The following is an 18,738-nucleotide window of genomic DNA, read 5'->3' on the forward strand; positions in this document are numbered from 1 at the left end:
GTCCGCAGCAGGATCTATCCCAGCCATTTCAGCAAGTCGCGCAGGCGCTGCTCATTATTGCCGGTATCAAATTCCTTGATACCCAATTGTTTGAGTACCTGCTTGCCGCTTTCACTTTCATTCAATTGACCCAATTCCTTTTTCAGGGACTGGATTTGTGCAGCGGAGATTTTTGCATGCGCAATCAATGGTTGGTAAGGTTGAGGCTGGCTGCTGTGGATGACCCTGTGCCCGGTTTTTTCCAGGTTTTTGGCTACCCCTGAGTACGAGGCAATGCCGCCTACGTCTGCCAGTTGATTGTCCAGATAAAACAGGACTGCACCTTGTTCTTTGGCATGTTGAATTTTTTCTGTCTCCAGCTTGAAGCCATTGTGTGTCAACTCTGCCGAGCAAAATTTCGACATATAGGAAATTTTCTCAGGCAGGGCGATGCGCTTGCCTTTGACATCAGCGATATTCTTCAGAGGTGATGCCTTGGGCACGATAAGCAGGCACTGTCCATCCGGTTTGGAAGTAGACACTAATTGATATTTGTAATCCCGCACACCACGTCCGGGGTAATCACTGGGCCGGGCAATCACAAAATCCATCTTGCCAGACTTCATGCCTTCTTCCAGCTGGGAAAACTCGCGTGTCACTACGACAGTCACCTTCTTGCCCAGCGCTTTCCCCATCACTTCTGCCAGACCAGTGTATTTTTCTATCACCTGAGCCGCATCCAGGCCACCAGATGTCCCTTCACTGACATACAGACTATAGTTGCTTTGTGCCTGCACCTGTGTAGCAATGCTCGCCAGGGCGAATGCAGCAATTGAGAGAGCTTTTTTCATATCAGTCATCCTGGAAAACTGTTAACTTCCTAATCCCATACGTCCCGCAAGCACGATATTTACGCAGACATCTATGCCAGCACCGGGGGGTAACTGTAAACTAGATATGTGCATTCAGGCAATCATTTTTAACAATTGCGATATTCAGGATTGTTTTATTGATATTGGTTTGGCTGAAAAACTTCATATTCAGGTTTGCCATAAATCTGATATCTTTGCCACATTGAGTTGACAATTGAATTGATTAAGGGAATGAACATGCGACAGCTTTTCCACATCAGCCGTAACCTGACTTTGGCCATGCTTCTGGGTGGACTGGCGCATGCCAGTGTCATGGCTCAGCAGCAAACCAAGGTACAGGCAGCACAAAAATCCAAAGTCGTTTTCCAGGTCAGCGATGGCGAAAGCAAGAAATGGGAGCTGGCCCTGCACAATGTCAGAAACGTCATCAATGATATGGGCAAGGACAATATTGAGGTAGAAATCGTCGCCTATGGACCTGGCATAGACATGTTCAAATTCGAATCACCGGCAGCCAGCCGTATTGATGAGATCATCAAGATGGGAGTCCGTGTCGTTATCTGTGAAAACACCATGCGCGCCCTGAAAATCACCAAGGCAGACATGCTAGATAATCTTGCCTATGTAGATGCGGGCGTGTCGCAATTGATCAAGCGGCAGCAGCAGGGGTATGCATATATCAGACCGTGACTTTGCTGCGACACAGTCTTTTCTACTCAAGATGCTGGGACCCCGGTGTCTGCGTGGGTGGCGGCAGCGGCATTGATGGATTGTGATAACCATGCCGCTTGGCAATTGGGAAAGAAATTGCTTTTGTCAAAAGTGTAAGCACAGGTGACAGCTTAAGATTTTCCTGCTGTCAGGCGCATTTTTTTTCAGGAAATTTGTTACAAACAATTCAGCATATGCTGCTCTGGAAAATTAGAATGCAAGGCTCTATAACAGTCTTTCTTCACACCAGGACATACCGATGAAAATTTCTAAACTCGCCGCCATTTTATTAGTCTTGCCTTTGACTGCCTTCGCCGGTAAAGCAGAACGTGAAATGATGAGCAATGAAGTCGAACCAGCAGTCAAGGCCGCCACAGGCAGCCTGAAAACATCTTGCGGTTGTGACGTTAAGTTTGACATCAAGACAGACAGCTTCCAAACCACGGACGACATGTTCAAGATTAAGTATTTTGCCTCTACCATCAAGGACAATGCTGGCTCCTATTGCGCCGATGCTGCTTCCAAGAAAGCCATGTGCAAGATGAAGACCATAGAATTCAGCAAGGCAGCGACAACTTCCTTGAAATTTGCTGGCGGTAAAGTAGTTGCGACTACCGATGGTACTTCCCAGCCTTCATGGGAGATGCTGACCAAGGAAGTTGACAAGTAAGAGCTGGCTGACATTGATCTGGTTGTCGTGCATTTCCAGAATAGGTCTTAGCTGAGAATGGGGGAGCGATTCGCTGCCCCTTTTTTTATGCAAAATTTCCTGTTGAATACCATCAAGTCAAGGCGAAGTCAGCCGCACTTTTGAAATCAAGCCTGTCTGATATAGACGCAGCCTGGTCATGTCCATGACACAAATATGGAATAAATTTCTGTTTGCTGCGTTTTTGAAATAAGACGAAATTCCAATTCCACCTGATGACTCATACCATGAACCTGTCTGAAAACCGTCGCCACCAACGCGTACAATTCTTCCTGGTCCCCTTTGGCAACAATGATGTACGCCCAGTCTGGGTGTTCAAATCACCCGAACATGCTGATGCCCTGCCAGCTCTGCTGGTCAATCTCAGTGCAGGTGGCTTGCAAGTGCTGTCCGAACTTGAGACTGATATCCCGGCAGGACAGTATCAAATCAGCTTCTTGCCAGATGAAACCCAGCCCAATGTGACACTGAGCGATTGCCGCCTACAACTGCTGTGGACAGAACGTGAAGCTGGTATGCACACCAGATCAGGGTTTGCTTTTACAGGACAGATACCAGCGGACTTGCAAGGCTTGCTGACGCATGAAGATGCAGCGAAGTTGCTTTTGCGCTGCGTGATTATGCCGGTGAATGAAGTGGTGGATTTGGAGACGGTTTGAGGTTTTTTCGCTACCACGACGTAAGACCTGAGTTTACAACATGATAGACGGGCTACCAGCGGCCTGCGATCTTGAAATAGGATTAACGCCGCTGGTGCGTCAGCCAGATTGATTCCTGCCTCCGCAGGAATGAGCTTAATCCGGTTACTGCATGTCCGGATCAGTTAGAGTATAGGGCAGACATTGAAGCCTGCACTGCCCCTGCTGATATCAAAGAACCGAAAGCCTCAATCAAGCACATCCAGTAATAACTTCGTCCCGCTTCTTCTTCGTCAACCCCGACAAAGCTTTCTGGTAAGAATACTCCAGCAATTCTCGCAAATACGCCTCAGGAAATTGCTCTACTGCGACTATCGTCACCCAGTGAAAGCGCCCTATATACCGCGCTGGTTTTACACCCGGCATATCAGTCAGCTCAAGAAAACGCGCAGGTGTCACCCGTATGCTGAAGCGCCAGCGTTCAGGCTCGCTGGTCTTGAAATAGGCAAAGGATTTTTCGCCCACGCTATACACCAACACATTGCTCGGATCTGCATGTAATCTTTCGCGGGCACCGGCATAACTGGCGCACAGTTTTTTGAGAGCAGCTAGTTTCATCGTAGTGATAGGCCAAATCGAAGATCAAATTGATCAGACTCGATAGTGTATTGTAATAGCGATAATTTTGCTTGGGCTGTTACCTGAGAAAAGGAGCAAGTCTGCCTTGCCCCTTTTGTTCACATTGCTTAGCCACGCAAGCCACGATACTCAAGCACAGTAAAACCCAGCACCACCAGCGCCTGTACACTGACAAAGATAAATCCCAATACGCTGGGTTCAAACCAGACTTCCATCGTCAAGATACTGGCAAGCACCCAGCCAAGGTTACCGAGTATGACGACCCATACCAGCAGGGCGGGTGGTTTCTTGTCGCTGCCTGTGCGGCTGGTGAAGCCCACCAATGCAGCGATCGGGAACAGGCTGACACCCGCCATGAATAAAAAATCCTTGGGCAAGTCTAGCAAACCAGACAAAAGGCCAGACGTAGCAACCAGCAACAAGCCCATGGCAAGACCCGTCAGGGCATCGAGTGCCAGTATGCTTCTCAAGGACAGGGCAGGGGCATGCAATTTGACGGCTGTAGATGCTGTAGACATGGTGTATCTCCAAAAACAGTTGAGGGGATTGCAGTTTCGCTCTACATTTGCAGCAAGTCGATTACCTCACAGGTAATGGTGGTGGTGCGACAATCGGCTGATAATGCAGGTTCAGATCGCAGAAACTAACTCTGGAGCAGTAATTGACTCATCTCATCTCTACTACAGCAGACAAAGCCGAACCCGCCGTATCAGTCGGTACCCTGATACGTGAATGGCGCACGCAACGCAAGTTGAGCCAGATGGAACTGGCGCTGGACCTTGATATCTCGCCGCGTCACCTGAGCTTTGTAGAAACCGGGCGCTCCCGCCCCAGTGCTGAGCTCCTGATGAGTATCGCCATCCAGCTTGACGTACCTTTGCGTACCCGCAATGTCTGGTTGCTGGCGGCAGGCTATGCACCACGCTATAGTGAGCAGGGTCTGGATAGTGCGCGTATGTCTCAGGTCAGGGCTGCAGTACAGCGCCTGCTGGATACCCATGACCCTTATCCTGGAGTTGCGCTGGACAGGCACTGGAATGTGGTCCTGCATAACCGCGCCGCAGAAAAACTCATGGGCTTGCTGCCTGCTGAATTGTGCAAACCAGAAATCAATATCTTCAGGGCCAGCCTGCATCCGCAAGGCTTTGCCGCGCATACCAGGAATTTCTCTGAATGGGGCAGTTATCTTTTGCAAGTCTTGCAGCGGCTGATGCTCAGTGGTCGGGATGAAGACATCATTGCTCTGGTGGACGAGGTAAATGCCTATCCCAATGTGATCGCCTTGAAACAGCAAACACCTGTCATACAATCGACCGAGCCTTCCTTATTGATACCCTGCATCATGGAATTGCACGGGCAAGAGCTTTCACTCTTCACCACCTTGACTACATTTGGCAGTCCACGCGACATCACTTTGCATGAGCTTTGCGTGGAATTATTTTATCCGGCAGACACGCAGACGGAAGTCTTTTTAAAAGCGCTGGCTGGGTGACATAGTCACACTCGTGCACAATCTGTAAATCTTGGTAAGATACCTGTCCTCTTCACACACAAGGACACGGATCATGTACAAACTGCATAGCCTCTGCCAGTCAGGCAACTCCTTCAAAGTCGCATTTTTGTTACGCGCCTTGAACCAGCCGTTTGAGAACGGCTATGTTGATATGTTCCAGGGCGTGACACGCAGTAGTGAATGGCGCGAACAAGCCAATGAAATGGGGGAGGTACCGGTGCTGGAAGATGGTGGGCGTGTGCTGACACAGTCTGGTGTCATCCTCAGCTACCTGGCCAACAAGCATGGTGCTTTTGGTGGCAGGAATGAAGATGAAAAACTGGAAGTCTTGCGTTGGCTCTTGTTTGATAACCACAAGTTCACCAGCTATTTTGCCAGCTACCGTTTCAATAGATCCTTTGGCCCCGCTGCACCTGACCCCGCTGTCCAGGCATGGTTGCTTGGGCGTATCGACAATGCCTTTAATATCGTCAACAAGCATCTGGCCAAGCACGAATACATGGTGGGTGACGCACCGACGATCGCTGATTTTTCCCTCAGCGGTTATCTGTTTTACCCTGAGAATGAAAGCGACTACAAGCTTGAAGGCCGCTACCCACATATCATCGCCTGGCTGGAACGCCTGCGTGCCATACCTGGCTGGGCCTTTCCCTACGATATTTTGCCGGGAGAGCGGATTGCGCCCAAGTGGTAGATGCTGATTTTATTTATACAGATTGAGAGAAATGACTATGCCTGCACGGTTTCTTGCCTCTTGCTTTCTGAGTTTGCTGCTCAGTTCCTTGCTCTTTAATGAGGCCCACGCTGACGCGCCTTTGCCTGCCCCCGCTAAAACTGTTTTCAACAGTAACAACAATCGCGTTCAACTCATCTCGGATCCTGCCCTCGGCTCGAAAGTAATTGATCAGAAAAACAAAAACAAAGTCTTGTGGACTTCACCATACTGGTTTCGGCTGGCGTTTATCAGTGATGATGGCGAGTATGCAGTGACAGTCTATGATGGCTTGAATCTCATTCCCGAGGATTATAGTGATGACCTGATCATGCTGAGTTTTTGGCAGCGTGGCAAGCTCTTGCACAAAGTGCGCTTGAAAGAAATCGCTCCTGACAAGCACTTGTTGAGAAAAACAGCGTCGCACTATGCCTGGGGCCATTTCAGAGGTATTGATGAAGAGAACAAATTCGTGCTGGAAAGAACCGATGGAAAGTTACTTTATTTTGATCTTCGGACAGGCAAGATGTCAGGCAATTAGCGGCATTTTTTTCTTGCGCTCAAGAGTAATTCGCTACTTTACGGTAGCCGACCATGAAGCGCACATTTTTTGGAGAATGCTAAAATGAATACTCAAGTTGATGCCTATGTTAGCAAAGCAAAAAAATGGAAAGAAGAAATTGAGCATTTGCGCAGTATCGTTCTTGAATGTCCCTTGACAGAGGAGTTGAAGTGGGGCAGCCCCTGTTACACACTTGAGGGCAGCAATGTTGTCCTGATCCACGTATTCAAGGAGTACGCCGCACTCCTGTTTTTCAAGGGTGCCTTGATGAAAGATGTCAAGGGTATCCTGATCCAGCAGACAGAAAATACCCAGGCAGCAAGACAGTTGCGCTTCACCAGTATCGGAGAAATAGCCAAGCTGAAAACCACCATTAAAGCTTATATCAAAGAGGCTGTTGCAGTGGAAAAGGCTGGTTTGAAAGTGGAGTTCAAGAAGGCGGCAGATTTCAACATGCCTGAAGAATTTCAAATGAAGCTCGATAGCATGCCAGCATTGAAGACAGCGTTTGAAACACTGACTCCTGGACGGCAAAAAGCCTATCTGATGCATTTTTCCGCGGCGAAGCAATCCAAGACCCGGGACGCAAGGGTGGAAAAAGCGATCCCGCATATACTTGATGGAAAGGGTCTGGATGATTAGCGTCTATTTGCCCAACGTGCTCTAAAACCTCGGCCCTTCATAGCGCAGTTCTTGCGCCAGCTTACTGCCCATATGGCGGGTAAAAATTTGTTCCAGCGTACCGTCATCTGCCATGCTGTAGATGGCTTTTCTGAGCAAGTCACGCCGGGCTTTGCTAACGCGTTCTTTGGAGACAATAAGGCCATGCACAATGCTGTCTTGTGGCGCCCAGTCAAATAATTGTACCTGTTTATTGATTTCTTCTTTTTTCAACAAGGGTTGCCATACTGTAGGCAGAGCGATGATGGCATCTACGCGGCGGGCCAGGAAAAGGCGTAACAGGCTATCAATATCGGATGCTTCATATACCCGTTTTTGTGCCCATAATTTTTCCAGCCACTCATCAAACTTTGGACCATGTTTGAAACTCTTGATGACAGCGGCTTTCAAATTGGCATCGTTCAAGAAACCAGCCATGCTCAGGCCATGCACCGGCATGTCTCGGTGTAGCAAAACATAATTTCTGGTGGAAAAATAGGGGATGAATTCGGCAAATTTTTCTCTTTCGGGTGTGGGAATGCCAGAGACCGACATGTCCAGGGTATTGTTTTTCAATTGAGTCCAGATGCGTACCCGCGATTCCAGCACAGTATCAAATTTGCAGCCACTGCGCTTTGCGACTTCTTCCACCACATCCTTGTCTATGCCTGTATAACTGCCATCGACATGGCGGTAATACAAGGTTCCCAATTCATAGTAGGCCAGTTGCATGCTGCCGCAGGCAGTGCTGTGTTCAGCAGCGCCAGCAGCAATGCAATTCAACCCCAGTATCAAGAATAAAAGTGCCATGCGATGCATATACATGCTCCAAAACTACCCTGTCCTCAGCCTAGTGTCATAAAGCAAGTTGCGCAATAGTCGAAACGATAAGACTGACTACTGGCTGTCAGGATTCCAATATTGGATTGATCTATATTGGTGCAGGTGCCAGGGTATTTGTTGCTCGACTACAGTGGGTTGCTCTGCAATGCTGGCTTGTCTGTGTTGTCTGCTGAAGATCTGCCTTGCTATTGCACACCAGACCATCATTGCTAACAATTGTAAATTAACACAAGCCTGTGGCAGCTTTGGTCATACATCTTGCCTGTAATACTGTTCCGGCGGCCTGGTTGCTGGATAGGGACGCCAGGGTTCTTCCCTGCGGGGGGCTTTGTGTCTGCACTTGGGTGGCAGGGCGATGGCGTCGCCCTGCGCTATCCTTATGTCGGTCAGCGAGATTGCCTTCATCTATGACCGCCTCTAAGACATCTCTACTGGCTAACGCTGCATGCATTCACTAGCGCACGGTATACACCTGTCCGGTTTGCGCGCCTTCCACACTTTTGGCATAGGTCAGGCCCACGCGTTTGGAAGACACAGCTTCAAAGCCCGGGAAAAAACTGCCCAGTTCAGCAACCGATTCTTCCAGCAAGCCAGGGCTGATGACATTGATACGCAGACCACGCGGCAACTCTATCGCGGCACCACGCACAAATCCTTCCAGCGCCGCATTCACCATGGCAGCGCTGGCACCCATGCGTATAGGCATTTCACCCACCACTCCACTGGTCAGGGTAATCGAACCGCCGTCATGCAAATAGGCCTGGGCGATTTGCGCGACATTCACCTGGCCCATGAGCTTGCTATTGAGGCCGATTTGAAAGTGTTCTTCTTCCATTTCAGCCAGTGGTGCAAAATGCACGCTGCCTGCTGCTACCACAACGCCATCGACCTTGCCTGTACGGGCAAACAGTTCTCGTATTTGCCCGCTCTGGCTGATATCAAGCTGGATGTCGCCGGTGGTTTTTCCAACGCGGATGATGTCATGACGAGAGCCGAGTTCATTGCTGATGGCGCTGCCTACTGTGCCGTTGGCACCGATGATGATGAGTTTCATAGCTTTCCTTGCTGGTCTAGGTTGAGTTAATTCAAAGGGCTTTTGGCCTGAAATTAAGTATCTTCCAATTTTTAATGTAGATAAATATTCAGAAAATGCATATATTCCTAACCAATAGTTAGTAATAAAGGGTGAACTCATGGATAAATTGCGCAGCATGGAAGTTTTTGTGGCCGTGGTTGATGCTGGCAGTTTTACTGCTGCGGCAGCGCAGTGCGAGATATCACCTGTCATGGTGGGCAAGCACATACAGTTTCTCGAAAACCTGCTAGGCGCACGCCTGCTGACGCGTACCACTCGCCGTCAAAGCCTCACCGAGCTGGGTTTGCAATACGCAGAGCAATGCAAGGCCATACTGGTGCAGATCGGCGAGGCAGAATCTGGTGCGGCCAGAATGCGTGGCGGCGCGCGTGGCGTACTGAAGATCACGTCGCCTGTGACCTTTGGCAGTGAAATGCTGGCCCCGGCCATGGTTGATTACCTGGCGCAGTATCCTGAAATGCGTGCAGACCTGCATATGAACGACAGGCTGGTGGATGTAGTGGAAGACGGTTTCGACGCTGCTATACGCATAGGCCAGCTGGAAGACTCCACTTTGATTGCACGTCCCCTGCAGCCTTACAGTATGATGATCTGTGCCGCTCCTTCGTACTTGCAACGCAAGGGAATACCCCGCACGCCTGCGGATCTGATCGCTCACGAATGCCTGGATTTTTTACACTGGAACAAACATGTGCGCTGGCGTTTGACAGGAGAGCTAAGTGAAATCCCGGTCAGCCGTTTGCGCTCCAATAACGGTCAGGCCTTGAAGAGTGCCGCAGTAGCTGGTTTTGGCATCGTCATGCAATCCGAGTTATTGCTTGCCGGCGAGGTTGCTGCCGGCAGGCTAGTGCCGCTGATGGAAGCCTATGTGCCTGCGCCACGCCCCATGCATTTGCTGTATCCGCGTGACAGGCAACCCACACCCAAGCTGGCTACATTTATTGAATTTGTGCTGAGCAGGTTTGGTTTGTAGCGTGGGCGCAATAGTCAGATCATACTACCCCACCGCACGTATGCGCTGCCTGCGCTTCGGTACGGATAATTCACACTTTTTCCAATGGCCATTGACCAGAACTTCATAAGCTCGAAAGCGGCATTCCAGAGTTTCTGCATTGATGGGATTGGCCTGATTCATCAATTGAAAATGCAGATGTGGTGTCATTGACTGGCCAGAATTGCCAACCTCTGCCAGCTTTTGCAAGCGTTCTACTTGCTGTCCGGCTGTGACGCAAACCGAACCCTTGCGGGCATGTGCCAGAAACGCATAAACTTCGGTATCTTCTGCTGATTGCAAGATTACATGGTTGCCCGCGAAGTGACGGATATCCCCAGCACCCGTTTCCTGCAATTGCTGCAATTCTGCATCCCCTTGTTTTGAGAATAGTGTGTTTATCAACGTACGCAGATAACTTGTAGCGATTTCCTCGCTGCCATCAACAGCTGCCAGCACCGTGCCGTGAAAAGGTGCAAGCATGGGCTGGCCCCAGGCATAATATTCTTCCAGCGGCACGGCCTGAAATAACTCTCGCCAGGCAGCACGTCTGCTAGCCTTTAGCTTTTTATCGACGCGCAAAAAATCGAAAGCTCTTTCATGTCCTGCTTCAGTACCATCGGCACCGACCAGCCATTCTCCGGTAAGAGGGAATTCAATAGTGATGGGTGTTTTCATATTGGAGTTACTTGACGGGCAGGGCTTGCTTTCCAGGTATGAAGAAAATGGCGAGGCTGATGAATAAGCCCGCAAAAAAGCCATATAAATGTCCGGCCTTGATCCCTGCGATGGCGTGCACGTCCAGCGCTACCTGTATAGCCACGATCAGGCTGGCAAACCATACCAGTCTACTCTTTGGCAGCAAGATAAACGTGGCAGCACACAACGCCATCAAGGCTTGTGATGCGCCGTCAGTCACCAGTAAAGGGTAAGCCCAGACACGGGCGGCCTGGCCTGTCAGGCCACCAATCAGGTAAATCCCCAATAGCACCCGCCATCCATGTTTGCGTTCCATCGTGCTGGCAAGGATAAGGATGCACATGGCATTGAACAACATATGCAAAAAATGCACATGCAAAAATTGCGAGACCAGCAAGCGCCACCATTCATGCGTGATATAAATGTCGCCCGTTGCTGCCCCCAACTGCGGCAGGCGCAAGGACTTTTGCGAGGCAAACAGCGATAGTCCGAAATACTGGGTTGATATTAACCAGCCTGTCAAAATCAATATAAAGATGGATATTGCTGCGGGTGACCTGAAAAGAAAGTTCTTTTGATTCATGGAGAGACGCGTTGGCAGCTAGAATGGAAGAGCAGAATCTACCATGATCATCAAGGCTTGACTTGTTTGATAAGGGTTTTGTGCGTTGCACAAAAGAAAGTATTTGCTTTTTCTCCTTCCTTATTTGATTATATGCGCAAATAGTATTATTTGAGCTTGATCAAGTTCGCATCAATAAAACTGTGCTTTATAAACCAGCGCTTGTGGATGTAGCATGAAGACAAGCTGGCACAGGATGAACCTAGTATCTCATTGGAAAGTTTCAGTCTCATGTCTATGCAGATTAAAAAGTCCGGTCTTTTGCGTCGTGCACCCGAGAATTTTTTGGATGCACCCTTGCGCCAGTCCATCACTGAACAAGGCTTGAATGATGAGCGGCGTGGCTTCTTGCGCAAGAGCTTTGCGGCCGCAACGGCTGCGCTGGCGTCTGGCGTAGCAATGGCAAGGCTGGGTACTGTGCCTGAGGGGGATGGTGACCCGCTGATACTGAATTTGCAGGATCATGCCAAGACCCTGGGCAACCCTGTCGTCATGCAGGGCTATGGCCAGCCATCGAAGTTTGAAGCCAATTTACAGCGCCGCCAGTCTCCCGGCCTGACGCGGGTGCCGCAGGCGTCTGTCTCGTTCGCGCCCTTGCAAGGCTTCTTTGGCATCATCACCCCCAGTGGCCTGCATTTTGAACGCCACCACCAGGGCTGGATAGATATAGACCCTGAACAGCATCGTTTCATGATCAATGGCCTGGTGCGCGAAGCCAAGGTCTACACCATGGATGACCTGATGCGCATGCCCTCCGTATCGCGCATGCACTTCATAGAATGCGGAGCGAATAGCGCAACTGAATGGGGCAATGTTGCTGTGCCTACAGTGCAATACACCCATGGCATGCTGAGCTGCTGCGAATTTACGGGCGTGCCCTTGTCGGTCTTGCTGGATGATTGCGGCATAGACCGCAAGAAAGCCAGGTTTGTCCTGGCCGAAGGTGGCGATGGTTCTGCCATGACGCGCACCATCGATATCGCCCGTGCCATGGATGACGTCATCGTTGCCTACGGCATGAATGGTGAAATGCTACGGCCAGAAAACGGTTACCCGCTGCGCCTGGTCGTGCCTGGTGTGCAGGGCGTGTCCTGGGTCAAATGGCTGCGCCGCATAGAAGTGGGCGACCAGCCATGGGCCGCCAAGGATGAAGCTATTCACTATATTGACCTGCAACCCAGCGGCCTGCACAGGCAATATACCTCGGTGCAAGAATGCAAGTCCGTCATCACCACACCTTCGGGCGGACAGATGTTGCTGGAAAAAGGCTTTCACAATATCACTGGCCTGGCATGGTCAGGCCGTGGCAAGGTCAAGCGCGTGGATGTTTCTGCGGATGGCGGTCGCAGCTGGCGTACCGCCAGGCTGGAAGGCCCGGTGCTGGGCAAATGCCTGACCCGCTTCAATATTGACTGGAACTGGGATGGCGGACCAGCGATCCTGCAATCGCGTGCCATAGATGAAACCGGTTATGTGCAGCCCAAGATCAATCAACTGCGCGAAGTGCGCGGCACCAAATCGATTTATCACAATAATGCTATCCAATCGTGGAATATCAATGAAGACGGCGAGGTCACAAATGTACAAGTGGCCTGAGTTAACAATGGTGACTAAAGCGATGGGCATGCTGGTGCTGGCAAGTGTCAGCCTGACGGCCAGTGCCGATAATTATTCAGGCGTAGGCCGGGCCGCTACCCCCAAGGAAGTGGCAGCCTGGGATATCGATGTACGCCCCGACTTCAGGGGTTTGCCAAAGGGCCGCGGCAGTGTAGAGCAGGGCCAGCAAATCTGGGATGGCAAGTGCGCTTCCTGTCATGGCACTTTCGGCGAATCTAACCAGGTATTCACACCCATCGTCGGTGGCACCACCAAGGACGATGTCAAGAATGGCCGCGTCGCTGCATTGACTGGTAATAGCCAGCCGCAACGCACTACCTTGATGAAAGTAGCAACAGTCTCGACACTTTGGGACTACGTCAACCGCGCCATGCCTTGGAATGCACCCAAGACCCTGACTACTGATGAAGTGTATGCGGTAACCGCTTATATGTTGAACATGGGTGGCATCGTTGCCGATGATTTTGTCATGTCGGATGAAAACATCGCCGAAGTGCAAAAACGCATGCCTAATCGTCTGGGCATGACAGAAAAGCATGGCCTGTGGCAGACCAATGGCAGGCCGGATGTAAAAAATACTGCCTGCATGAAAGACTGTGTAAAAGAAGTCAAGATTACCTCTGAGCTGCCTTCTTTTGCCCGCAACGCCAATGGCAACCCGGTCGAGCAAAACCGCAGTATAGGCGCCGTGCGGGGAGTGGATTTGAACAAGGCTGCGGTTGTCAAAGTCAGCACACCAGCCGCCGAAGAAGGTTTGAAACTGGCCAAACAATATGCCTGCATCGCCTGTCATGGTATCAAGGATAAAGTTGTTGGCCCGGGTTTTGCCCAGATCGCTGCAAAATATAAGGGCGATGCCAACGCCGAAGCCAGCATGAGCAAGAAAATCAAGCTGGGCGGTAGTGGTGCCTGGGGCGATATTCCCATGCCGCCACAAGGCCATGTCAAGGATAGCGAAATCAAGACCATGCTGGACTGGATCATGCGCCAGTGAGGCAGCAAGGTTTTTTTCAGCTTTGTCATATCGATGGAACGATTTCGCGTTAAGCTTATCGAATAGCAGTAAATAGTAGCAATAGCAGCACCGCAGCAATAGATAAATGCACCATTTCAGGAGACAGTAATGAAGCAGGCAATCAAGAGCAAAGACGACGGTCAGCAACGCCGTGATTTTTTACGCATATCCACGGTATTTGGCCTGGCCTTTGCCGCAGGCATGCTCAAGCCATCGGATGTATTTGCTGCAGAATGGGATAGCAAGGCTTTTGAAGCCAAGAGCTTGCAAGATGTATTCGCCGCAATGGGCGCAGGTAGCCCGGTGATCAGTGCTGATATCACCATCACCGCGCCTGATATTGCTGAAAACGGTGCGGTAGTGCCAGTCAGTGTCAGCAGTAAGGCCGCGAACACTGAATACATCGCCATCCTGATAGAAAAAAACCCGAATGCCATGTCCGCGGCTTTCAATATCCCGGAAGGTACCGAAGCCTCAGTCAGCACCCGCGTCAAGATAGGTGAAACTTCGAACGTGCATGCTTTGGTAAAAGCGGACGGCAAGTGGCTGGTGGCTTCTAAAGAAATTAAAGTAACACTGGGCGGTTGCGGCGGTTAATTTTTAAGACCTCTCAACACAGAGACGCAGAGAAGGTTAAAGAGAAGCGGAAGTATTGTGCATAGGTTGGGTCATGCTGTAGGTTGGGCCGGGCCTCGCTGGGCTACGATTTATCAGCCCAACACTCGGCCTAACAACAGTGTAAGACTTAATTTCAAGTCATCATTTTTACTGTTTTTCTCATGTCTTTCTCTGTGCCTCAGTGTCTCTGTGGTGAGCTTTCAGGTTTTGATCAGATATTCATTTAAAATTAGCAAAAAAGGGAGACATCATGGGCGATCCTATGCGTATTCGGGCAGCGGTTACTGGCGACGTTGTTGAGGTAAAAGTATTGATGCGTCACGATATGGAAACAGGTCAGCGCAAAGATTTGACGGGTAAAGTTGTGCCTGCGCATTTCATTAAAAACCTGCAAGCTAAATGGAAAGACAAAGTCGTGCTGGATGCCCAGTTTGGCCCGTCGGTTTCCAAAGACCCGTTCCTGTCCTTCAAGTTCAAGGGTGGAGTCAAGGGCGATAAAGTATCGGTGACCTGGACAGACAATAAAGGTGACCAGCGTAGCGATGAAGCAGCCATAGCCTGATAAGGAAAAACCATGCCACGTCTTGCTCTTAAATCATTGCCAGGCTTGTCGCTTGGTGCCCTATTGGCAGTATCTGTCTTGTCTTCTGCCCAGGCGCAGAATGCCAATCAATCTGCTACTGATGAAATCGCCAAGTATCGGCAAATGCTGGCCGATGGCAATCCCGCAGAATTATGGGAAATGCGCGGCCAGGAACTCTGGCAAAAAAAACTCGGCCCCAATCAGCAATCACTGGAGCAATGTGATCTGGGCAAAGGTCCGGGCGTGACCAAGGGCGCATATGCAGAATTGCCGCGCTATTTCAAGGACACCAATAAAGTCATGGACCTGGAACAGCGACTCATGCATTGCCGCATGAGTCTGCAAGGCTTGACGCGTGAGCAGGCAGTGAAAACACCTTTTGGTTCTGCAGGCAACCCGTCCGATATTGAAGCGCTGGTCTCGTTTTTGACGGCAGAATCACGTGGCATCAAGCTGGCTATCAGTACCAAACATCCGGCAGAAAAACAAGCCTACGAAATCGGCAAGAAGATTTTTTACTACCGCGCTGGCTCACATGATTTTTCTTGCGCGTCCTGTCACTCCGTCGAGGGCCAGCGCATACGCATGCAGGATTTGCCTAACCTGAACAACAAGGCCAATGCCCAGGCAGCTTATTCCACCTGGCCTGCTTATCGCGTCTCACAAGGTGAAGTAAGGACCATGCAGCACAGGCTCAATGACTGCTTCCGCCAGCAACGCTTTCCTGCGCCTGACTATGCTTCAGACACCATCACTGCACTGACCATGTTCCTGGCAAAATCAGCCGACGGCGCGGTCATGAATGCACCTGCCTTGAAACGTTAAGGAGACATGCATGAAAAATTTACGTGTACACCATGTCAGTGTTTTGCTGGCCGCAATTTTCAGCACGGCGGTGGTTGCTGCTGAACCAGACTATGCCAAAGCCGCACTTGAGATGATGAAGGCTGACTTCAAATCCAAAGGCCCGGCCACCATGGAGCGCATGGTGCAACAGGATGAAGCACAGGCACAATGCAGCGCCAATCCGCAAGGCTTGAAACCCAAGCAGGCAAAGAAACTGGAGCAGGCACAACTGGCGACGGTCAAGTATCCTGCCGATGCCCAGTACATGGGCGACTGGAAGAATGGCGAAAAAATCGCCCAGAATGGCCGTGGCATGCAGTCCTCTGATGCTGTTGGTTCTGTCAATGGCGGCAATTGTTATGCCTGCCACCAGATGAGCAAGGCAGAAATTTCTTTCGGCAATATCGGTCCTTCGCTCTATCAATATGGCAAGCTGCGCGGCAGTAGCCCAGAGATTGTGAAATACACCTGGGGCAAGCTGTATAACGCACAAGCCTATAACGCCTGTTCCAAGATGCCGCGGTTTGGGCATAACGGGGTGTTGACTGAGGAGCAGTTGAAGGATGTGATGGCACTGTTGCTGGATGTTGAGTCGCCGGTGAATAAGTAGGAGCTTGGCTTTATTGTTTTGATACCGCTGTTGTCGGAGCCCGTGACTCTCCATGTTACTGTAACCCGATTTACGTCGCTCCAGCAAAGGTTGGAGCCTAGTGGCGTTCGTTGCATACCGTGTGCTTTGATTAAAACGATTGCCCTTCGTAGACACAGGCCGGGTCTCGGCCCGGCGGCCGAATCCCTTTCTTTGCTTCGCCAAAGAAAGGAATCAAAGAAAGACGACCGAGGCGTCGCTGCCCCCTAAAGGGGGTTCCCGATTATGCAGCACAAAAAATGGGAAGGCCCGAAACTCGCTTCGCTCAAACAGCGGTCCTTCTATTTCCATTTTCTGTGCTGCACAATCGGCATCGACACATCGGAAAGGCTAAAATCAAAAACAGCGGCAAGGTCAAAATCAACAGCAACCCCAACTTCAAAACCAGAATCAACCCCAAACATCTACATCAGAAAGCAAATCATCATGGGTCTGAATCGTCGTGATTTTTTACAAGTAATGGCCATCGCCGCCGCTGGAGGCATGCAGATCGATGCACTGGCTGCTATTGCTAATCCTGCAGCAGCTAAGCTGTACGATCTGCCACGTTTTGGTAATGTCCATCTCATGCATTTCACCGATTGCCATGCGCAGTTGTTGCCCTTGTATTTTCGTGAGCCCAGCGTCAATCTGGGTATAGGTACGGCATTTGGTAAAAGCCCACATCTGGTCGGTGAGCATTTGCTGAAACAGTTTGGCATCAAACCGAATACACCTGAAGCCCATGCCTTTAGCTGCCTGAATTTTGAACAGGCCGCAGCGACCTATGGCAAGGTCGGTGGCTTTGCGCATTTGACGACGCTGATCAAACGTATCAAGGGCAATCGACCCGGTGCACTCTTGCTGGATGGTGGTGATACCTGGCAGGGGTCAGCGACAGCATTGTGGACGCAGGGGCAGGACATGGTGGATGCCTGTTTGCAGATGGGTGTGAATGTCATGACGGCGCATTGGGAAATGACACTGGGAGACAAGCGCGTCAAACATATCGTTGAAAACGACTTCAAGGGCAAGGTCGATTTCGTCGCACAAAATATCCAGACTACCGATTTTGGTGATCCGGTCTTTGAAGCCTTCACCATGAAAGAAATGAATGGCGTGCCGGTCGCCATCATCGGTCAGGCTTTCCCGTATACCCCTATCGCCAACCCGCGCTATCTGGTGCCTGAATGGAGCTTTGGCATACAGGAAGAAAATATGCAAAAGACCGTTGATGCGGCACGTGCCAAGGGGGCGAAAGTGGTGGTCGTCCTGTCGCACAACGGCATGGATGTCGATCTCAAGATGGCTTCGCGCGTGCGCGGGATCGATGCCATCCTGGGAGGCCACACCCATGATGGTATGCCTGCACCTGTCATCGTTGAAAACGGTGGCGGCAAGACTCTGGTGACGAATGCGGGTAGCAATAGCAAGTTCCTTGGTGTGCTCGATTTTGATGTGAAAGAAGGGCGCATACAGGGCTTCCAGTACAAGCTGTTGCCAGTGTTTGCCAACTTCCTGCCAGCGGATGCAGAGATGCAGGCGCTGATACAAGAAATCCGCGCGCCTTACACGACAAAGCTGTCTGAAAAACTGGCAATGACTGAAGGCACGCTGTACCGCCGTGGCAATTTCAATGGCAGCTTTGACCAGCTCATTGTCGATGCGCTCATGGAAGTCAAGGGGGCAGAAATCGCCTTCTCTCCCGGCTTCCGCTGGGGTACATCCTTGCTGCCCAATAGCGCCATCACCATGGAACATGTGATGGACCAGACCGCCACGACTTATTCGCATACCACCATGACAGAAATGACAGGTGCCGCCATCAAGACCGTGCTGGAAGATGTGGCTGATAATCTGTTCAACCCCGATCCCTACTACCAGCAAGGCGGTGACATGGTGCGTGTTGGTGGTTTGACATATGCCATAGAACCAGCAGCAGCGATGGGTAAGCGCATACAGGACATGCGTTTGAACGGCCAGCCATTGGCTGACGGTAAAGTGTACAAGGTGGCAGGCTGGGCACCAGTGGCCGAAGGCGCAAAGGGCGAACCAGTCTGGGATGTAGTCGCACAATGGCTGCGTACGCACAAGAAAATTGCTCCGCGCAAATTGAATGCACCACGCTTGATTGGCGTTGCTGGTAACCCTGGCATGCTGGCTTAAAGCGAGTAGATGTCTGGAT

At 50.6% G+C, this 18,738-nt stretch carries 23 protein-coding genes; 15 read left to right on the plus strand and 8 right to left on the minus strand.

The window, feature by feature from the left end; all coding sequences use genetic code 11:
• Positions 1-14: 14 nt before the first annotated feature.
• Positions 15-830, minus strand: coding sequence for a phosphate/phosphite/phosphonate ABC transporter substrate-binding protein (locus tag Q8K39_RS06310; protein WP_305258771.1), 816 nt, complete (start codon positions 828-830; stop codon positions 15-17).
• 258 nt (positions 831-1,088) lie between these two features.
• Between Q8K39_RS06310 and Q8K39_RS06315 the strand changes: the two genes are divergently transcribed.
• From Q8K39_RS06315 to Q8K39_RS06325, 3 genes are all read left to right on the plus strand, one after another.
• Positions 1,089-1,541 carry a DsrE family protein gene (locus Q8K39_RS06315; RefSeq protein ID WP_305258772.1) on the plus strand — a complete coding sequence of 151 codons (453 nt, stop codon included), beginning with the start codon at positions 1,089-1,091 and terminating at the stop codon, positions 1,539-1,541.
• A gap of 280 nt (positions 1,542-1,821) precedes the next feature.
• Positions 1,822-2,232 (plus strand): hypothetical protein, encoded by a 411-nt coding sequence (locus Q8K39_RS06320; protein WP_186954874.1) that lies wholly within the window; start codon positions 1,822-1,824, stop codon positions 2,230-2,232.
• Positions 2,233-2,498: 266 nt separating this feature from the next.
• Positions 2,499-2,930, plus strand: coding sequence for a hypothetical protein (locus Q8K39_RS06325; protein WP_305258773.1), 432 nt, complete (start codon positions 2,499-2,501; stop codon positions 2,928-2,930).
• Positions 2,931-3,161: 231 nt separating this feature from the next.
• On the opposite strand, the gene Q8K39_RS06330 is transcribed toward Q8K39_RS06325, so the two are convergent.
• The gene (locus Q8K39_RS06330; protein WP_305258774.1) at positions 3,162-3,527 is read right to left on the minus strand and encodes an MmcQ/YjbR family DNA-binding protein; all 366 of its coding nucleotides are present in this window, start codon (positions 3,525-3,527) and stop codon (positions 3,162-3,164) included.
• Between the two features lie 128 nt (positions 3,528-3,655).
• Complete coding sequence (locus Q8K39_RS06335; protein WP_305258775.1) at positions 3,656-4,066, minus strand: hypothetical protein; 411 nt, start codon at positions 4,064-4,066, stop codon at positions 3,656-3,658.
• Between the two features lie 143 nt (positions 4,067-4,209).
• Between Q8K39_RS06335 and Q8K39_RS06340 the strand changes: the two genes are divergently transcribed.
• The 4 genes from Q8K39_RS06340 (at position 4,210) to Q8K39_RS06355 (ending at position 6,977) form a co-directional block, all read left to right on the plus strand.
• A complete protein-coding gene (locus Q8K39_RS06340; RefSeq protein WP_305258776.1) occupies positions 4,210-5,040 on the plus strand; it encodes a helix-turn-helix domain-containing protein in 831 nt (276 codons plus the stop codon).
• 73 nt (positions 5,041-5,113) lie between these two features.
• On the plus strand, positions 5,114-5,755 hold the full coding sequence (locus Q8K39_RS06345; RefSeq protein WP_305258777.1) for a glutathione S-transferase family protein: 642 nt from the start codon (positions 5,114-5,116) through the stop codon (positions 5,753-5,755).
• A 31-nt stretch (positions 5,756-5,786) separates the two neighbouring features.
• The gene (locus tag Q8K39_RS06350) at positions 5,787-6,314 is read left to right on the plus strand and encodes a hypothetical protein (RefSeq protein ID WP_305258778.1); all 528 of its coding nucleotides are present in this window, start codon (positions 5,787-5,789) and stop codon (positions 6,312-6,314) included.
• Positions 6,315-6,398: 84 nt separating this feature from the next.
• Positions 6,399-6,977 (plus strand): YdeI family protein, encoded by a 579-nt coding sequence (locus Q8K39_RS06355; RefSeq protein WP_305258779.1) that lies wholly within the window; start codon positions 6,399-6,401, stop codon positions 6,975-6,977.
• A 21-nt stretch (positions 6,978-6,998) separates the two neighbouring features.
• Here Q8K39_RS06355 and Q8K39_RS06360 read toward each other — a convergent pair whose 3' ends face one another.
• The 3 genes from Q8K39_RS06360 to Q8K39_RS06370 form a co-directional block, all read right to left on the minus strand.
• Positions 6,999-7,814 (minus strand): ABC transporter substrate-binding protein, encoded by an 816-nt coding sequence (locus Q8K39_RS06360; RefSeq protein ID WP_305258780.1) that lies wholly within the window; start codon positions 7,812-7,814, stop codon positions 6,999-7,001.
• Positions 7,815-8,087: 273 nt separating this feature from the next.
• A complete protein-coding gene (locus tag Q8K39_RS06365) occupies positions 8,088-8,243 on the minus strand; it encodes a hypothetical protein (protein WP_305258782.1) in 156 nt (51 codons plus the stop codon).
• Positions 8,244-8,292: 49 nt separating this feature from the next.
• Positions 8,293-8,892, minus strand: a complete 600-nt coding sequence (locus Q8K39_RS06370; RefSeq protein ID WP_305258784.1) for a short chain dehydrogenase — start codon at positions 8,890-8,892, stop codon at positions 8,293-8,295.
• 139 nt (positions 8,893-9,031) lie between these two features.
• Between Q8K39_RS06370 and Q8K39_RS06375 the strand changes: the two genes are divergently transcribed.
• On the plus strand, positions 9,032-9,907 hold the full coding sequence (locus Q8K39_RS06375) for a LysR family transcriptional regulator (RefSeq protein ID WP_305258786.1): 876 nt from the start codon (positions 9,032-9,034) through the stop codon (positions 9,905-9,907).
• 24 nt (positions 9,908-9,931) lie between these two features.
• On the opposite strand, the gene Q8K39_RS06380 is transcribed toward Q8K39_RS06375, so the two are convergent.
• Positions 9,932-10,603, minus strand: a complete 672-nt coding sequence (locus Q8K39_RS06380) for a M23 family metallopeptidase (protein WP_305258788.1) — start codon at positions 10,601-10,603, stop codon at positions 9,932-9,934.
• A 7-nt stretch (positions 10,604-10,610) separates the two neighbouring features.
• A complete protein-coding gene (locus Q8K39_RS06385) occupies positions 10,611-11,207 on the minus strand; it encodes a rhomboid family intramembrane serine protease (protein WP_305258790.1) in 597 nt (198 codons plus the stop codon).
• 270 nt (positions 11,208-11,477) lie between these two features.
• Here Q8K39_RS06385 and soxC point away from each other — a divergent pair, with 270 nt between their 5' ends.
• The 7 genes from soxC (at position 11,478) to soxB (ending at position 18,719) form a co-directional block, all read left to right on the plus strand.
• Positions 11,478-12,842: a sulfite dehydrogenase gene (gene soxC / locus Q8K39_RS06390; RefSeq protein WP_305258792.1), complete on the plus strand. Its 1,365-nt coding sequence runs from the start codon at positions 11,478-11,480 to the stop codon at positions 12,840-12,842.
• Positions 12,826-13,857 carry a c-type cytochrome gene (locus Q8K39_RS06395; RefSeq protein ID WP_370868568.1) on the plus strand — a complete coding sequence of 344 codons (1,032 nt, stop codon included), beginning with the start codon at positions 12,826-12,828 and terminating at the stop codon, positions 13,855-13,857. The genes soxC and Q8K39_RS06395 overlap by 17 nt, the downstream gene beginning before the upstream one ends.
• A gap of 129 nt (positions 13,858-13,986) precedes the next feature.
• Positions 13,987-14,475, plus strand: a complete 489-nt coding sequence (soxY, locus tag Q8K39_RS06400; protein ID WP_186954859.1) for a thiosulfate oxidation carrier protein SoxY — start codon at positions 13,987-13,989, stop codon at positions 14,473-14,475.
• Positions 14,476-14,746: 271 nt separating this feature from the next.
• On the plus strand, positions 14,747-15,058 hold the full coding sequence (gene soxZ / locus Q8K39_RS06405; protein ID WP_186954858.1) for a thiosulfate oxidation carrier complex protein SoxZ: 312 nt from the start codon (positions 14,747-14,749) through the stop codon (positions 15,056-15,058).
• Positions 15,059-15,070: 12 nt separating this feature from the next.
• On the plus strand, positions 15,071-15,904 hold the full coding sequence (soxA, locus tag Q8K39_RS06410) for a sulfur oxidation c-type cytochrome SoxA (RefSeq protein ID WP_305258797.1): 834 nt from the start codon (positions 15,071-15,073) through the stop codon (positions 15,902-15,904).
• Between the two features lie 10 nt (positions 15,905-15,914).
• Positions 15,915-16,535 carry a sulfur oxidation c-type cytochrome SoxX gene (soxX, locus tag Q8K39_RS06415; protein WP_305258798.1) on the plus strand — a complete coding sequence of 207 codons (621 nt, stop codon included), beginning with the start codon at positions 15,915-15,917 and terminating at the stop codon, positions 16,533-16,535.
• Positions 16,536-17,006: 471 nt separating this feature from the next.
• A complete protein-coding gene (gene soxB, locus Q8K39_RS06420) occupies positions 17,007-18,719 on the plus strand; it encodes a thiosulfohydrolase SoxB (RefSeq protein ID WP_305258917.1) in 1,713 nt (570 codons plus the stop codon).
• Positions 18,720-18,738: the final 19 nt, after the last annotated feature.

Origin of the sequence: Undibacterium sp. (genome assembly GCF_030683615.1) — a bacterium.
Classification (GTDB): domain Bacteria; phylum Pseudomonadota; class Gammaproteobacteria; order Burkholderiales; family Burkholderiaceae_D; genus Undibacterium; species Undibacterium umbellatum.

Bases quoted from the DNA above. Each gene is read 5' to 3' on its own strand.
- Q8K39_RS06310 (WP_305258771.1), bottom strand. From the start codon at position 830: ATGAAAAAAGCTCTCTCAATTGCTGCATTCGCCCTGGCGAGCATTGCT.
- Q8K39_RS06315 (WP_305258772.1), top strand. From the start codon at position 1,089: ATGCGACAGCTTTTCCACATCAGCCGTAACCTGACTTTGGCCATGCTT.
- Q8K39_RS06320 (WP_186954874.1), top strand. From the start codon at position 1,822: ATGAAAATTTCTAAACTCGCCGCCATTTTATTAGTCTTGCCTTTGACT.
- Q8K39_RS06325 (WP_305258773.1), top strand. From the start codon at position 2,499: ATGAACCTGTCTGAAAACCGTCGCCACCAACGCGTACAATTCTTCCTG.
- Q8K39_RS06330 (WP_305258774.1), bottom strand. From the start codon at position 3,527: ATGAAACTAGCTGCTCTCAAAAAACTGTGCGCCAGTTATGCCGGTGCC.
- Q8K39_RS06335 (WP_305258775.1), bottom strand. From the start codon at position 4,066: ATGTCTACAGCATCTACAGCCGTCAAATTGCATGCCCCTGCCCTGTCC.
- Q8K39_RS06345 (WP_305258777.1), top strand. From the start codon at position 5,114: ATGTACAAACTGCATAGCCTCTGCCAGTCAGGCAACTCCTTCAAAGTC.
- Q8K39_RS06350 (WP_305258778.1), top strand. From the start codon at position 5,787: ATGACTATGCCTGCACGGTTTCTTGCCTCTTGCTTTCTGAGTTTGCTG.
- Q8K39_RS06355 (WP_305258779.1), top strand. From the start codon at position 6,399: ATGAATACTCAAGTTGATGCCTATGTTAGCAAAGCAAAAAAATGGAAA.
- Q8K39_RS06360 (WP_305258780.1), bottom strand. From the start codon at position 7,814: ATGCATCGCATGGCACTTTTATTCTTGATACTGGGGTTGAATTGCATT.
- Q8K39_RS06365 (WP_305258782.1), bottom strand. From the start codon at position 8,243: ATGAAGGCAATCTCGCTGACCGACATAAGGATAGCGCAGGGCGACGCC.
- Q8K39_RS06370 (WP_305258784.1), bottom strand. From the start codon at position 8,892: ATGAAACTCATCATCATCGGTGCCAACGGCACAGTAGGCAGCGCCATC.
- Q8K39_RS06375 (WP_305258786.1), top strand. From the start codon at position 9,032: ATGGATAAATTGCGCAGCATGGAAGTTTTTGTGGCCGTGGTTGATGCT.
- Q8K39_RS06380 (WP_305258788.1), bottom strand. From the start codon at position 10,603: ATGAAAACACCCATCACTATTGAATTCCCTCTTACCGGAGAATGGCTG.
- Q8K39_RS06385 (WP_305258790.1), bottom strand. From the start codon at position 11,207: ATGAATCAAAAGAACTTTCTTTTCAGGTCACCCGCAGCAATATCCATC.
- soxC (WP_305258792.1), top strand. From the start codon at position 11,478: ATGTCTATGCAGATTAAAAAGTCCGGTCTTTTGCGTCGTGCACCCGAG.
- Q8K39_RS06395 (WP_370868568.1), top strand. From the start codon at position 12,826: ATGTACAAGTGGCCTGAGTTAACAATGGTGACTAAAGCGATGGGCATG.
- soxY (WP_186954859.1), top strand. From the start codon at position 13,987: ATGAAGCAGGCAATCAAGAGCAAAGACGACGGTCAGCAACGCCGTGAT.
- soxZ (WP_186954858.1), top strand. From the start codon at position 14,747: ATGGGCGATCCTATGCGTATTCGGGCAGCGGTTACTGGCGACGTTGTT.
- soxA (WP_305258797.1), top strand. From the start codon at position 15,071: ATGCCACGTCTTGCTCTTAAATCATTGCCAGGCTTGTCGCTTGGTGCC.
- soxX (WP_305258798.1), top strand. From the start codon at position 15,915: ATGAAAAATTTACGTGTACACCATGTCAGTGTTTTGCTGGCCGCAATT.